This window comes from Nocardioides sp. CF8 (assembly GCF_000389985.1).
Classification (GTDB): domain Bacteria; phylum Actinomycetota; class Actinomycetes; order Propionibacteriales; family Nocardioidaceae; genus Nocardioides; species Nocardioides allogilvus.
Window position 1 is genome coordinate 1,243,907 of the sequence record NZ_CM001852.1, and the last position, 14,907, is coordinate 1,258,813.

Genomic DNA, 14,907 nt, shown 5'->3' on the forward strand with positions numbered 1-14,907 from the left:
TCGCGGGTGAGTTCGTGGCGAGCCTGATCGCGGCCGGCACCACCACGTCACTGATCTTCGGCTCCCACTTCGCGCCGGCCGTCGACGCGCTCTTCACCGAGGCGTCGCGCTTCGGGCTGCGGGTCACGAGCGGCCTGGTTGTCAGCGACCGGATGCTGCCGGAGCCTCTCCTCACGACACCGGAGCGGGCGCACTCCGAAGCCCTCGACCTCGCGTCCCGCTGGCACGGCAAGGACCGCGCGCGCTATGCCGTCACGCCGCGCTTCTCGCTCTCCGCGTCCGATCCGATCCTCGAAGCCTGTGCCGCCGTGATGGCCGACGTCGAGGGCGCCTTCTTCACCTCCCACGTCAATGAGAACCCCGCCGAGGTGGCCACGGTCGCCGGCCAGTTCCCCGACCGCAGCGGCTACGTCGACACCTACGACCACCACGGGCTGCTCGGAGTGCGGTCGGTCCTGGCGCACAACGTGCACCCGCAGGACTCCGAGCTCGCGGTCCTCGCTCATCGGCGTACGGCGATCGCGCACTGTCCCAGCAGCAACTCGGCGCTCGGCTCCGGACTCTTCCGGCTGCGCGAGCACGCCGCCGCAGGTGTGCCCGTGGCCCTCGGCTCCGACGTTGGCGCCGGCACCGGCTTCTCGTTGTTCAAGGAGGGGCTGCAGGCCTACTTCGTGCAACGGCTGCTGGGTGACGACGGCCTCGCGCTCACGCCGGCGCACCTGCTCCACCTCGCCACTGCGGCCGGCGCCGCGGCCCTCGGGCTGTCCGACGTCATCGGCACCTTCGACGTCGGCAAGGAGTTCGACGCGATCTGCCTGCGCCCGCCCGCCGGGACCGCGCTCGACATCGGCCTGCGGCACGCCGGCTCGCCCGACGAGGCGCTGGGCAAGGTGTTCGCCCTCGCCAGCGACGCCGACGTGGCCGACGTCTGGGTCGGTGGGACGCAGATCGCCTCGGGCGGGTTCCTGCGGGCGCTCAGTCCCCTGCGGCGAGGATGACGGCATAGGCCGGCAAGGTCAGGAAGTCGGGGAAGGTCTCGCTCAGGGCCGACTCGGCGAAGAGCCGACGCGCGTCGCCGAGGTGCTCGCCGTCGCCGAGTGCGGCGTGCTCCTCCGCCACGATCCGCTCGACCAGCTCGCGGGTGATGACCTCTCCGGTGTCCAGGGTGGCCGCGTTGTTGATCCACTGCCAGACCTGGGAGCGGGAGATCTCCGCGGTCGCGGCGTCCTCCATCAGGTTGTCGATGCCGGCGGCGCCGTTGCCCGACAGCCACGACTGGAGGTAGAGGGTCGCGATCCGGACGTTGCCGCGCAGCCCCGCCTCGGTGCGCTGGCCCGGTGTCCGGTCGACGGCGAGCAGGTCGGCGGCGGACACCGACACCTCCGGGCGCAGCACGTCGAGCTGGTTGACCCGGTCCCCGAAGATCTCGGCACACACCGGCACCAGGTCGGGGTGCGCCACCCAGGAGCCGTCGAAGCCGGCGGCGACCTCGCGGGTCTTGTCCTCGCGCACCTTGGCGAACGCGCGCTCGTTGATCTCGGCGTCCTTGCGCGAGGGGATGAACGCGGCCATGCCGCCGATCGCGGACGCCCCGCGCCGGTGGCAGGTCTGCACGAGCAGGTCGCTGTAGGCCTTCATCATCGGCGCGTCCATGGTCACGGCGCCGCGGTCGGGCAGCGTGAAGGCCGACCCGGCGTCGCGGAAGTTCTTGATGATGCTGAACAGGTAGTCCCAGCGACCGGCGTTGAGGCCGGCCATGTGGTCGCGCAGCTCGTAGAGGATCTCGTCCATCTCGAAGGCGGCCGTGATGGTCTCGATCAGGACCGTCGCGCGGATCGTGCCGCTCGGCACCTCGAGTGCCGCCTCGGCGTGCGTGAACACGTCGTTCCACAGCCGGGCCTCGAGCCGCGACTCCATCTTGGGCAGGTAGAAGTAGGCGCCGCTGCCGCGGGAGAGCTGCTCGCGGGCGTTGTGGAAGAAGTAGATGCCGAAGTCGAAGAGCGCCGCGACCACCGGCCGGCCGTCCGCGGTGACGTGCTCCTCGTCGAAGTGCCACCCGCGCGGCCGCGGCACGATGACGGGGACCTGGTCGGGATCGGTGAGCGCGTAGGACTTGCCCTCCGGAGAGGTGAACGAGAGCTGACGGCGCACCGCGTCGTACAGCGTGACCTGCCCACCGAGGACGTTGCGCCAGTGCGGTGTGTTGGCGTCCTCCAGGTCGGCCAGCCAGACCTTGGCGCCGGAGTTGAGCGCGTTGATCGCCATCTTGGGATCGGTGGGTCCGGTGATCTCCACGCGCCGGTCGAGGAGGTCGGTGGGGAGCGGGATGACGCTCCAGTCGGCCTCCCTGATCTCCGCGGTGCCGGGCAGGAAGCCGAGCGTGCCGGTGCGGGCGATCTCGGCGCGACGGGTCTGCCGGGCGGCAAGCAGCTCGTCGCGCCGCTCGTGGAAGCGGGCGTCGAGGTCGGCGACGAAGTCGAGCGCCTCCGGGGTGAGGATCTCCTCGGACCGCGCGACGGGCGGGGCGGTGATGTCCAGGGTGGCCATGCTCGCCACCGTAGACCCGATCTCAGTCGGTGAGCAGGGACGTGCGTTCCGCCGCGAGGAGTACGGCGCCCACGAGCGAGGCACGTTCGCCCAGCTCGGAGGCGACGACCGGGGTGGACGCGACCGCGTCGAGGGCATGGCGCCGGAGCCCGATGCGGGCCGACTCCAGCAGCAGCTCGCCGGCGCGGGCCATGTCGCCGCCGACCACGACGAGCGCGGGGTTGAGGAGGTTGACGACGCTCGCGAGCGCCCAGCCGAGGTGGAGGCCGGCGTCCTCGAGCGCCCGCAGCGCCGAGACGTTGCCGTCGCGGGCGGCACCGACGATGTCGTCGACCGTGGCGCCGGGGAGCTGGAGCCCCATCATCGCCTGCAGCGCGACGGTCGAGGTGTAGGCCTCGAGGCAGCCGCGGCTGCCGCAGCGGCACACCGGGCCGTTCTCGTCGAGGGTGAGGTGCCCGATCTCCCCGGCGGTGCCGCCGGCACCGTGGAACAGCTGGTCGTTGAGCACGATCCCGGCTCCGACACCGGAGGAGACCTTCACGAACACCGAGGTGTCGTGGCCGCGGGCCACGCCCTGGCGGTGCTCGGCCAGTGCGCCGAGGTTGGCGTCGTTCTCCGTGTGGACCACGGCGCCGAGTGCCTCGCGAGCCGCGTCCTGGGCGTTGACGCCGACCCAGCCCGGGAGGATCGCGGAGGTGCGCACCACCCCGTCGGTCATGGGCGCAGGCAGACCCATCCCGAGGGTGCGCACCTTGTCGCGGGCCAGTCCCTCGGCAGCCAGCAGGGAGTCGAGGATGGACTCGGCCTCGGCCAGCCCGTCGGCGTACGCATGACCGGAGTCGATCGGGCGGCGCTCCTCGGCGAGCAGCTGGCCGGTGAGGTCGCCGAGGGCGACCGCGACGTGGCTGTGGCCGAAGTCGATGCCGGCGACGAGGCCGGCGGTGCGGGCCAGCGCGACGGTGGTGCCGCGCCGGCCGCTGCCGGGCTCGGTGGCGACCAGCCCGGCGCCGGCGAGCTCGCGCACGATGTTGGACACGGTGGCCGGCGCGAGCCCGGTCTGGCGGGCGATGTCGGCCTGGCTGACCGTGCCGCCGGCACGGAGAACGTCGACCACGCGCTGTTGGTTTGCCGAGCGCAGCGACGCGGTCGAGCCGGGGGAGGACATGGTGGAACTGTGGAGGATCGGACCGTTTGCAGTCAAGAGTGGCGACAAAACCACCACGAATACACAATTGTCACGAGTTTGCATTCAAGTCTTGACGACAAGAATGTGACTCAGCACACTGAGAGTCTCGTTCCACCCCGGCTCGCCCCAGAGCCCCGGCCCCCAGGAGACTCCTCATGTCCCGACCGTCCCTCCGCATCGCCGCTGCCGGCGTTGTGCTCCTCCTCGGTGCCGGTGGCCTCTCGGCCTGTGGCGCCAACGACGCCCAGACCGGCGGCGACTCCGGTGACGGCGCCGAGAGCCCGGTGATCGCGCTGCTCCTGCCCGAGTCCAAGACGACGCGCTACGAGGCCTTCGACAGGCCGCTCTTCGAGGCCAAGGTCGGCGAGCTGTGCGCAGAGTGCGAGATCGTCTACTACAACGCCGACCAGGACGAGGCCAAGCAGAGCCAGCAGCTCGACACCGCCATCTCCGAGGGTGCCGGCGTGATCGTGCTCGACCCGGTCAACGGTGCCGGCGCGGGCGGCATGGTGCAGAGCGCCCACGACGCCGGGGCCGAGGTGATCGCCTACGACCGGCTGATCAAGGAGGCCGACTACTACATGTCCTTCGACAACGAGACGGTCGGCACGATGCAGGCCGAGGCGCTGGTCGAGGCGATGGGCGACAAGGGCAGCATCCTGATGCTCAACGGCGCTCCGAGCGACCCCAACGCCGCGCAGTTCAAGGCCGGCGCGCACAGCGTGCTCGACGAGTCCGGCGTGAAGATCCTCGAGGAGTACGACAACCCCGACTGGAGCCCGGAGAACGCGCAGACGTTCGTCACCGACATGCTCAGCAAGTACGACGCCGACGAGATCAACGGCGTCTACGCAGCCAACGACGGCCAGGCCGGCGGCGTCGTCGCCGCCCTCACCGGTGGCGGGGTGGCCGCCGACGCGCTGCCCCCGATCACCGGCCAGGACGCCGAGCTCGCCGCGATCCAGCGGATCCTCGCCGGCGAGCAGTCGATGACGATCTACAAGCCGATCCCGATCGAGGCCGAGACGGCCGCCGAGGTCGCGGTCGCGCTGGCCAACGGCGACGAGGTGGGCGAGACCAGCGAGACCGGCATCACCCAGAGCGACTACGAGGGCGTCACGTCCTACATCTTCGAGCCGATCGTCGTCACGAAGGACAACGTCGCCGACACCGTCATCGCGGACGGCTTCTACTCCGCCGACGACATCTGCACCGGCGAGTACGCCCAGGCGTGCGAGGCGGCTGGCATCTCCTGATGACCACCGCACCAGCAGCACCGCCGGCCGGGGACGTCGTCCTGTCCCTGGCCGGCGTCACCAAGCGCTTCGGTGCCGTCCAGGCCCTCTCGGACGTCCACCTGGACGTCCGGGCGGGCGAGGTCGTCGCCCTGGTCGGCGACAACGGCGCCGGCAAGTCCACGTTGGTCAAGGTCATCTCGGGCGTCTACACCCCCGACGAGGGCGACATCACCTTCGCCGGCCGCAAGATCACCGTCGGCGGCCCCTCCGAGGCCCAGGCGCTCGGGATCGCGACGGTCTTCCAGGACCTCGCGCTGTGCGACAACCTCGACGTCGTGGCGAACCTCTTCCTCGGCCAGGAGAAGCGCCGCGCCGGCGTCATCGACGAGGTGCACATGGAGAAGGAGGCGTGGCGCCTGCTGCGCACCCTGTCGGCCAAGATCCCCTCGGTGCGCATCCCGATCGCCTCGCTGTCGGGCGGCCAGCGCCAGACCGTCGCGATCGCCCGCTCGCTGGTGGGCAACCCCAAGATCGTCATGCTCGACGAGCCGACCGCCGCCCTCGGCGTCGCGCAGACCGCTGAGGTGCTCAACCTCGTCGAGCGGCTGCGCGAGACCGGCCTCGGCGTGATCCTGATCAGCCACAACATGGCCGACGTGCAGGCTGTCGCCGATCGCATCGTGGTGCTCCGCCTCGGCCGCAACGCTGCCGAGTTCCGCGTCGAGGACGCCACCACCGAGGAGCTCGTCGCTGCGATCACCGGCGCCTCCGACAACGTCGTCTCCAAGCGCGCCACCAGGGGTGAGCACCATGAGTGACCCGTCCGCCTCCACGGTCGCCGCCGACCTCGCCGACGAGCGGCTGATCCGCACGCAGGGACTCGGCGGCTACGCCCACCTGTTCTGGAACCGGCTCCGCTCCGGCGAGCTCGGCAGCCTGCCGGTCGTCATCGGCCTGGTCATCATCTGCATCGGCTTCTACAGCCAGGAGCCGCGCTTCCTCTCCTCGCGCAGCCTGGTCTCGATCAGCCAGTTCGCCGCGCCCATCGGCATCATCGCGCTCGGCATCGTGCTGGTGCTGCTGCTCGGCGAGATCGACCTCTCGGTCGGCTCGGTCAGCGGCTTCACCGCGGCCACGATGGCCGTGCTGCTCGTCGACCACGGCCAGTCGATGCTGGTGGCGATCCTCGCCGCGATGGCGGTCGGCGTCGCGATCGGGGCGCTCTATGCCGTGCTCTACACCAAGCTCGGCGTGCCATCGTTCGTCTTCTCGCTCGCCGGCCTGCTCGGCTTCCAAGGAGCCCTGCTCTACGTCCTCGGCAAGAACGGCACCATCAACCTGCCGTCCGACTCGTTCCTCGTGCAGTTCACCCGGTTCGAGTTCCTCAGCCCCGCGATGTCCTACGTCCTCGTCGTGGCGATCGGCCTGTTGTACGTCGCCGCGCAGCTGCTCACGATCCGCCAGCGCACCGCCGCCGAGCTGAGCAGTCCACCCATCGCGCTCGTGCTGGTCAAGGGCGCCCTGCTCGTGGGTGGGCTCGGCGCGCTGACCTACTACGTCAACATCGACCGTGGCTGGAGCTATCTCTGGCTCTTCTTCGTGCTGCTGGTCGTGCTGATGGACCTCGCGCTGCGCCGTACGAGATGGGGACGGCACGTCTTCGCCGTCGGCGGCAACGAGGAGGCCGCGCGCCGCTCGGGGATCAAGGTCAGCCGGATCTACTTCTCGGTGTTCGCGCTGTGCTCGATGCTCGCCGCCGTCGGCGGGCTGCTCGCGGCGGGCCTCCAGACGAGCGTGTCGCAGGCCAGCGGCACCACCGACACCAACCTCACCGCCATCGCGGCCGCGGTCATCGGCGGGACCTCGCTCTTCGGCGGGCGTGGATCGGCCTACTCCGCGATGCTCGGCATCATCGTGCTGCAGGCGATCCAGACCGGGCTCAACCTGGTCGGCGTCGACTCGTCGGTGCGGTTCATGGTCACCGGTGCCGTGCTGCTGATCGCCGTGGCGATCGACTCCGTGTCGCGCCGCCTGCGCACGTCGAGTGGTCGGGGCTAGCCGCTGGGTGACACGATGTGCCCGTCATGCGATGCCTCCTGCTGGTCTGCTCCCTCGTCCTCACGAGCGCGCTCTCGGGCTGCGCGGCGACCGACTCGACCGTGATCGCGGTCCTGGTGGCCGACGAGACGGCGCAGGTCCAGCAGCCGATCGACGTCGAACGCCTCGAGCAGCGGGTCGCGGAGGTCTGCGACGGGTGCACGGTGCGGGTCCAGGACGCCGGCAGCGACGCCGACGTCCAGGCGAGCCAGTTCGAGCAGGCGCTGGAGGATGCCGACCTGGTGGTGCTCGACGCTGTCGACCCCGAGCTGGCCGAGTCACTGGTCCAGCAGGCGGGTGAGGTCCCGGTCATCGCGCTCGGCACCCTGGTGCCCGGCGCCGACTGGTTCGTCGGCCTGAGCGAGCCGGCAGCGCGGATGGACGGTGTCGACAGTGATCTCGAGGCCGCGCGCGAGGTCATCGGGGGCGACCGCAAGAGCTTCGTCCACCTCCCGGCGGCCGAGATGAGCATCCAGGCCGCCGACGTCGCCGTCGGCGAGCTGGCCGACGAGCCGGTCGGCGAGTCGGTCGAGCACGAGGGCGTTCCGTCCTGGCTCTTCGATCCGGTCACGGTGAGGATCGAGGACCTCACCAGTGTCGTCGTCGCCTCCGGAGCGATGACGATCGCCGAGCTGTGCTCCGGCAGTACGGCGAAGCGCTGCGCCAAGCTCGGGATCACCTGAGCCGAGTTCACCGCGCGGCCATGTCGCGAGCCTACGGTGGGAGTCCGCCCACCCACCCGGAGGTTCGACGATGCACCGCCCGACCCTGATCGCCGCCGCACTGCTCGCGGCGCTGCCCCTCGCGCTCGCGCCTGTCGCCCAGGCCGAGGAGGCCCCGGACCGGAAGGTCCGCTTCTCCACGTTCAACGCCTCGCTCAACCGCAACGTCGCCGGCCAGCTCGTGGCCGACCTCTCGACCCCCGACAACGTCCAGGCGCAGAACGTCGCCGAGACCGTCCAGCGCGTGCGCCCCGACGTGCTGCTGGTCAACGAGTTCGACTACGCGCCCGAGGCCGTGGACCTGTTCCGCGACAACTACCTCGAGGTGTCGCACCACGGCTCCGAGCCGATCGACTACCCCTACGCCTACATCGCGCCGTCCAACACGGGGGTGCCGAGCGGTCACGACCTCGACAACAACGGGTCCGTCGGCGGCGGCAACGACGCCTTCGGGTTCGGGCTCTTCGAGGGCCAGTACGGCATGGTCGTCTACTCGAAGCACCCCATCGACACCGATGCCGTCCGCACCTTCCAGACCTTCCGGTGGGCCGACATGCCCGGTGCGATGCTGCCCGACGACCCGGCCACGCCGGAGCCGGCCGACTGGTACTCCGCGGCCGAGCTCGGCGACGTACGACTCTCGTCCAAGTCGCACTGGGACGTGCCGATCGACGTCGACGGCTCCACGATCCACTTCCTCGTCTCGCACCCGACGCCGCCCGTGTTCGACGGCGCCGAGGACCGCAACGGCACCCGCAACCACGACGAGATCCGCTTCTGGGCCGACTACGTGTCGTCCGACGCCGCCGACTCGGCCTACATCTACGACGACGCAGGTGTGTACGGCGGACTGCCGGCCAGCGAGCGCTTCGTGATCGCCGGGGACCAGAACTCCGACCCGCTCGACGGCGACTCGGTGCCCGGCTCGGCGCAGCAGCTGCTCGACCACCCCCGCGTCAACGACGCCAAGGCTCCCGCCTCGGTCGGCGGCACCTGGGCCGCCGAGCTGCAGGGCGCGGCCAACCTGGGCCACGAGTCGCACCCGCGGTTCGACACCGCGGACTTCGACGACCGCCTGTGCTGCGGGCCGGGCAACCTGCGGGCCGACTACGTGCTGCCCTCGACCGGTCTCAGGGTGCTCGGGTCGGGCATCTTCTGGCCCACCGAGGACCAGAAGTTCTACTACCTGACGGGCAGCTTCCCGTTCGTGCCCACCTCCGACCACCGCCAGGTGTGGGTGGACCTCCGCCCCTGAGGAGGGGGCCGCTCGGACCTGCGGCGGCGTAGCGTGGGCTCTGTGACCCCGGACAACGACCAGGCCACGGAGCCCTCCACGCCACGCGTCGCCCGACGTGACGTCCTCGTCGGAACTGTGGGCGTCGCCCTCGGAGCCGCCGCAGTCGGTTCGGGCTGGGCCCTCACCGCGGTTGGCGAACCGGCCCCATCGCCGGAGCCGGAGGCGGCCCCGGCGCCACCGCCGGCCGCCCCGGTCCGCACGTTCGTGTCGACCTCGCTCACGGCGCCCGAGGTGGTGCCGTGGCGCAAGGCCGGGGCGGCGCTGTCCGCGGGCCTGCTCCTGACCACGCCGCGCAACCCGACGTTCCGTGCCGTGATCTACGACAACGACGGGGAGCCCGTCTGGATCGAGCCCGACGGCAACGCCGCGACCGAGCTGCGGGTGCAGCGCTACCGCGGCCGGCCCGTGCTGACCTACTGGACCGGCCACATCGTCGAGGGGCTGGGCTACGGCAAGGGCGTGGTCCTCGACGAGCGTTACCTCCCCGTCGCGGAGGTGCGAGCCGGCCACGGGCTGCTGGTCGACCTCCACGAGTTCCAGCTCACCGAGGAGGGCACCGCGCTGGTGCTGTCCTATCCCGTGCGGCAGGCCGACCTCAGCGATGTCGGCGGGCCGGTCGAGGGCTGGGTCTACGGCGCGCAGGTGCAGGAGATCGACGTCGCCACCGGCAAGGTCCTCTTCGACTGGGACGGCCTCGAGCACATCGCCGTCTCCGAGACGGTGCGCGAGCCCGAGGACGGCGAGGGCGAGTCGGAGAAGAAGCCCTTCGACCCGGTGCACCTCAACTCGGTGGCCGCCGACGGCGACGCGCTGCTGCTGTCCGCGCGCCACACCTCGGCGGTCTATCGGATCGACCGGCGCTCTGGCGAGATCCGCTGGCGCTTCGGCGGCAAGCTGAGCGACATCGAGGTGCCCGCGGGCGGCGAGTTCGGCTGGCAGCACGACGCGCGGCGCCAGCCCGACGGCACGATCACGATCTACGACAACCACGAGCACGCCGAGAAGACCGACGCCGTCTCGGCGGCCCTGAAGTTCGAGATCGACGAGCAGGCGATGACCGCCACGCTTGTGCAGGCGCTCCGGTACGACGACCACTACGGCTACGCGATGGGCAACGCGCAGTACCTCGACGACGGGCACGTGCTGGTCGGCTGGGGCATGGACCCCGTGCTCACCGAGTTCGACGAGGCCGGTGAGCCCGTCTTCGAGCTGCGCGGCCTGGCGCTCGGCTCCTACCGGTCCTACCGCTCGTCGTGGCGCGGTCGCCCCGCCACCCCGCCCGACCTCGCCATCGGTCCCGACGGCCGGGCCTACGTCAGTTGGAACGGCGCGACCGAGGTGGCGCGCTGGCGGGTGCTCGCCGGCCGTCGACCTGATCGCCTGGCCGAAGCGGCCACCGTCGACCGGGCCGGGTTCGAGACGGCAGTGCCGCTCGACGCGAGCGCGGGCGTGGTGCGCGCCGAGGCCCTGGACGCCGACGGCCGGGTGCTCGGCCGCACGCGTGTCGTGACCGTCGGGGCCTAGCGGGCGGGGCGGCCGTAGGTCGTCGTGCGCTCGACGACCGGGCGGTCGATCCCGGCCCCGATCTCGACGAGCTCGGCGACGGTCTTGGCGGAGCCGTGCTCGGAGCCGGCCATCCGGGAGATCGTCTCCTCCATCAGCGTGCCGCCGACGTCGTTGGCCCCGGCCTGCAGCATCGCGCGGGTGCCGTCGACGCCGAGCTTGACCCAGCTCGTCTGGATGTTGTGGATCCCGCCGGTCTCGATCGAGCCGTGCAGCATGATCCGCGCCAGCGCGTGCACGGCGAGGTTGTCGCGCAGCGTCGGGCCCGGGCGGGCGACGCCGGCGAGATAGATGGGTGAGCTCGTGTGCACGAAGGGGAGCGGCACGAACTCGGTGAAGCCGCCCGTCCGTTCTTGGATGCGGCGCAGCACCCGCAGGTGCTGCACCCAGTGCCGCGGGTTGTCGACGTGGCCGTACATCATCGTCGAGCTGGACCGCAGGCCCACCTCGTGTGCGGTGGTGACGACCTCGATCCAGGTCTTGGCGGGCAGCTTGCCCTTGGTCAGCACCCAGCGGATCTCGTCGTCGAGGATCTCCGCGGCCGTGCCCGGGATCGTGTCGAGACCGGCCTCGCGGGCCTTGATCAGGAAGTCCTCGATCGACAGCCCGGTGCGAGCCGCGCCGCTCACGATCTCCATCGGGCTGAAGGCGTGCACGTGCATGTCGGGCACCCGCTGCTTCACCGCGGAGACGAGGTCGAAGTAGGCCGAGGCGGGCAGGTCCGGGTCGATCCCGCCCTGCATGCAGACCTCGGTCGCACCGAGCTCCCAGGCCTCCTGTGCACGGTCGGCGACCTGGTCGAGGGAGAGCGAGAACGCGTCGGCGTCGGTCTTGCGCTGCGCGAAGGCGCAGAAGCGGCAGCCGACGTAGCAGATGTTGGTGAAGTTGATGTTGCGGTTGACGACGTAGGTGACGTCGTCGCCCACGGTGTCGCGGCGCAGGTCGTCGGCGAGACGGCAGACCTCGGCGAGCAGGTCGCCCTCCGCCGTCATCAGGGCGAGGGCCTGGTCGTCATCGAGACCGGCCGGGTCCCGCTCGGCGGCCCGCAGGGCGGCGTACCCCTCGGACCCCGCGTGGGTGCCGACACTGAGGCCGGCGGCGCTCTCCGCGACGGCCGCCCAGTCGCCGTACACGCTGTCGAAGTCGTCGCGGCGATCAGCCGTGCGGCCCTCGGTGTCGATGGTGGTGTGCAGGTCGGTGCGCCCGCTGCCCTCGGAGGCGTCGGGCTCCTGCCACGGCAGTCCGACGGGTCGTACGCCGATGCGCGCGAGTCCGTCGGGCAGCGCGAGCGCGTCGAGGTGGGCGTCGAGGCGCGGGTCGATCCAGGGCGTGCGCTGGCGGACGTAGTGGGGGTGGACCGTCAGGCGGGGCGCGAGCTCGAAGCCGGCCTCCGCGGTGATCGTGCGGAGGCGCTCGATCGAGGGCCAGGGCCGCTCGGGGTTGACGTGGTCCGGGGTCAGCGGCGAGACACCGCCCCAGTCGTCGACGCCCGCGTCGAGCAGCGAGCGGCACTCCGCGGTGTCGACGAGGTTGGGCGGCGCCTGGATCCGCATCGTCGGGCCGAGCACGATCCGCGAGACCGCGATCGCGGCTCGGTAGTCGGCCAGCGCGAGGTCGTCGGCGTGGCGCATGGCGGTGTCGGGCTTGGCCCGGAAGTTCTGCACGATGACTTCCTGGACGGAGCCGTAGTGCTTCGCGATCCGGCGCAGCTCGAAGATCGTCTCCGCGCGCTCGGTCAGGGTCTCGCCGATACCGACGAGCAGCCCGGTGGTGAAGGGGATCGACAGCCGGCCGGCGTCCTCCAGCACACGCGAGCGGATCGCCGGGTCCTTGTCGGGGGAGCCGAAGTGCGCCTCACCCTTCGTCTCGAACAGTCTCCGCGACGTCGTCTCGAGCATCATCCCCATCGACGGCGACACCGGCTTGAGACGCGTCATCTCCTCCCACGACATGACACCGGGGTTGAGGTGCGGCAGCAGGCCGGTCTCCTCCAGCACCCGGATCGCCATCGCGCGGACGTAGTCGAGCGTCGAGTCGTAGCCCTGCTCGTCGAGCCACACCCGCGCTTCGGGCCAGCGGTCCTCCGGCCGGTCGCCGAGGGTGAACAGCGCCTCCAGGCAGCCCAGCGCTGCGCCCTCGCGCGCGACGGCGAGGATCTCGTCCGGGGAGAGGTACGGCGCCGACAGCTTGCCCGGCACGGTCACGAAGGTGCAGTAGTGGCACCGGTCGCGGCACAGCCGGGTGATCGGGATGAAGACCTTGGGGGAGTAGGTCACCACGCCCGGTCGGCCGGCGCTGACCAGGCCCGCGTCGCGCACTCGGGCGGCGACGGCACAGAGACGATCGAGCGACTCGTCCCGGGCGGCCAGCAGGGCGGCGGCCTCCTCGACGTCGAGCGCCGCACCGCGTTCCGCACGCACCAGCGCACGGCGGATCTGGGCGGGGGTCGGCTCCATGGGGCCATTGTCACAGCCGGGCGGACAACCGATCGGGTGCGGGCCGGGTTGAGTGTGCAGAATCAACCGCTGGAGGAAGGGGAGCTCGACGATGACACGCAACATCGACGACAGTTTCGTCGAGTTCGTCGCTGCCCATCGCGCCCGACTGTTCCGCACGGCCTACCTGCTCGTCGGTGACGCGCACCGCGCCGAGGACATCGTGCAGACCGCCCTGACCAAGCTGTACGTCGCCTGGTCGCGCGTCGCATCGGTCGACAACGTCGAGGCCTATGCCAGGCGGGCGGTCATCAACGCCCACCTCAGCGAGCACCGCCGGCCGTGGCGCCGCGAGCGGCTCGTCCTCGACGACATCGAGCCGCCGGCGGTGCACGACCCCGATCCCGGCGAGGGCGATGCGCTGTGGACCGCGCTGCGCGGACTGCCCATCGGCCAGCGCCGGATCGTGCTGCTGCGCCACTACTGGGGACTCTCGGTCGCCGAGACCGCGGCCGACCTCGGGATCGGCGAGGGCACCGTCAAGCGCCAGACCTGGACCGCGCTCAACAGCCTGCGGTCGGTCCTGGGCACCACTGAACTGAACGGGGGACACCGATGAGCACCGACGATCTTCACGCTTTCGACCTTCACGACGAGGACCTGCGCCGTCGCTTCGACGCCCTCGCCGCCCGTGCCGACATGCCCGTCGTCGATCCGCTCGCCGACGTCCGCCGAGCCCGGGAGGCGCGCCGCCGCAACCGGGTCGTCAAGACCGGCGTCGGGCTGGTGGCGGCTGCCGCCGTCTCGGCACTGGTCCTCGGCAACCTCGCCGACGGCGATGTCGACGCCGGGCAGCACATCGCGAACGACCCGACGCCCAGCGAGACCGCCACCACGAAGTGGGACCTGCCGGGAGTCCTCTCGCAGGGCACTCCCGATGCCGAGACCTTCGGCGACCAGGTCAGGCGCCTGCTCGACCGCCCGGACGACGACAGGACCATGGTGGACGCCTCCTACGTCCTGGGTGAAACGAGCGCGGTGTCCTACCGCACCCAGTGGGATACAGGTGACTTCGTCGTGGTCACCGCGGGTGTGAGCCGCGAGGCCGTCCGCTGGGACGGCTTCACTGACGTCACCAGCCATCCCCTCGGCAACGGCGAGGGTGTCGGCGAGCGGGGCACGTCCGCTGGGGGAGAGATCCGCGGCTACGTCTTCGACCAGCCAGACGGTGACGTGGTGGTGGTCCAGCTGGCTGCCCGGGGAGAGCCCAGCCTGTCCGCCGACCTGATCGACACCTTGCTCACCGAGCTCGACGTGCCGGCATCCACGCTCACCGCCGCTGAGGCCTGGGCCAACACCCTGCAGGTCATGGGGATCGATGGGCTGAACGGGCACGACCTCATGACCCGCGCGCCCATGGCACTCAGCGACGTCCCCTCGATGCACGGCCGGGTCTTCCAGGGGGACCGCAGGAGCAGGTTCGAGACCGGACGAGTCCAGTGGCACGCGCAGGCGCTGAGCGCCGACACCCCCGACTGCCCGTCTGCCTTCACTGACTGCCGCACCATGCAGATCGAGGGGGAGGCCTTCCTGGCCAAGACCGTCGCGGGCGGCGAGCGCGAGGGCTGGCTCTACCTCGAGCGCGATCACGGCGACGTACGCGCCCAGGTCGTCCTCGAGCCCTACGAGGACGGATGGTCCGTGCCCGTGGAAGCGGCCGCCGAGCTGTTGCTCGACGGCCGCTGGAGCAGCTTCGCCCCGGAGTCCTCGGTGCCCTACCCCGAGGGCTAGTGCTTAAGGATCACGGGTTGGGGTGACACCC

Annotated in this window: 12 protein-coding genes; 9 read left to right on the forward strand and 3 right to left on the reverse strand. The window is 71.1% G+C overall.

The window, feature by feature from the left end; genetic code table 11:
• Positions 1-998, forward strand: a 998-nt coding sequence (locus CF8_RS06105; RefSeq protein ID WP_036490393.1) for a guanine deaminase, incomplete at its 5' end; no start/stop codon positions are given.
• On the opposite strand, the gene aceB is transcribed toward CF8_RS06105, so the two are convergent.
• Together aceB and CF8_RS06115 are read right to left on the reverse strand one after the other, a co-directional pair.
• On the reverse strand, positions 976-2,547 hold the full coding sequence (gene aceB / locus CF8_RS06110) for a malate synthase A (RefSeq protein ID WP_010832260.1): 1,572 nt from the start codon (positions 2,545-2,547) through the stop codon (positions 976-978). The genes CF8_RS06105 and aceB overlap by 23 nt on opposite strands.
• A gap of 22 nt (positions 2,548-2,569) precedes the next feature.
• Complete coding sequence (locus tag CF8_RS06115) at positions 2,570-3,712, reverse strand: ROK family transcriptional regulator (protein WP_010832261.1); 1,143 nt, start codon at positions 3,710-3,712, stop codon at positions 2,570-2,572.
• A 176-nt stretch (positions 3,713-3,888) separates the two neighbouring features.
• Between CF8_RS06115 and CF8_RS06120 the strand changes: the two genes are divergently transcribed.
• The 6 genes from CF8_RS06120 (at position 3,889) to CF8_RS06145 (ending at position 10,611) form a co-directional block, all read left to right on the forward strand.
• The gene (locus tag CF8_RS06120) at positions 3,889-4,989 is read left to right on the forward strand and encodes a sugar ABC transporter substrate-binding protein (RefSeq protein ID WP_010832262.1); all 1,101 of its coding nucleotides are present in this window, start codon (positions 3,889-3,891) and stop codon (positions 4,987-4,989) included.
• Positions 4,989-5,789, forward strand: a complete 801-nt coding sequence (locus CF8_RS06125; protein WP_036492336.1) for an ATP-binding cassette domain-containing protein — start codon at positions 4,989-4,991, stop codon at positions 5,787-5,789. Before CF8_RS06120 ends, CF8_RS06125 begins: the two co-directional genes overlap by 1 nt.
• On the forward strand, positions 5,782-7,029 hold the full coding sequence (locus CF8_RS06130; protein WP_010832264.1) for a sugar ABC transporter permease: 1,248 nt from the start codon (positions 5,782-5,784) through the stop codon (positions 7,027-7,029). Before CF8_RS06125 ends, CF8_RS06130 begins: the two co-directional genes overlap by 8 nt.
• Positions 7,030-7,055: 26 nt before the next feature.
• The gene (locus tag CF8_RS06135; RefSeq protein ID WP_010832265.1) at positions 7,056-7,751 is read left to right on the forward strand and encodes a sugar ABC transporter; all 696 of its coding nucleotides are present in this window, start codon (positions 7,056-7,058) and stop codon (positions 7,749-7,751) included.
• Positions 7,752-7,821: 70 nt separating this feature from the next.
• Positions 7,822-9,045, forward strand: a complete 1,224-nt coding sequence (locus CF8_RS06140) for an endonuclease/exonuclease/phosphatase family protein (RefSeq protein ID WP_010832266.1) — start codon at positions 7,822-7,824, stop codon at positions 9,043-9,045.
• 42 nt (positions 9,046-9,087) lie between these two features.
• Positions 9,088-10,611, forward strand: coding sequence for an arylsulfotransferase family protein (locus tag CF8_RS06145; protein WP_010832267.1), 1,524 nt, complete (start codon positions 9,088-9,090; stop codon positions 10,609-10,611).
• On the opposite strand, the gene CF8_RS06150 is transcribed toward CF8_RS06145, so the two are convergent.
• Positions 10,608-13,106 carry a bifunctional FO biosynthesis protein CofGH gene (locus CF8_RS06150; protein ID WP_010832268.1) on the reverse strand — a complete coding sequence of 833 codons (2,499 nt, stop codon included), beginning with the start codon at positions 13,104-13,106 and terminating at the stop codon, positions 10,608-10,610. The genes CF8_RS06145 and CF8_RS06150 overlap by 4 nt on opposite strands.
• Positions 13,107-13,197: 91 nt before the next feature.
• On the opposite strand from CF8_RS06150, the gene CF8_RS06155 reads away from it, so the two are divergent.
• Entirely contained in the window at positions 13,198-13,704 is a 507-nt protein-coding gene (locus CF8_RS06155; protein WP_010832269.1) for a SigE family RNA polymerase sigma factor, read from the forward strand.
• Complete coding sequence (locus CF8_RS06160; RefSeq protein WP_010832270.1) at positions 13,701-14,876, forward strand: hypothetical protein; 1,176 nt, start codon at positions 13,701-13,703, stop codon at positions 14,874-14,876. The genes CF8_RS06155 and CF8_RS06160 overlap by 4 nt, the downstream gene beginning before the upstream one ends.
• Positions 14,877-14,907 lie beyond the last annotated feature (31 nt).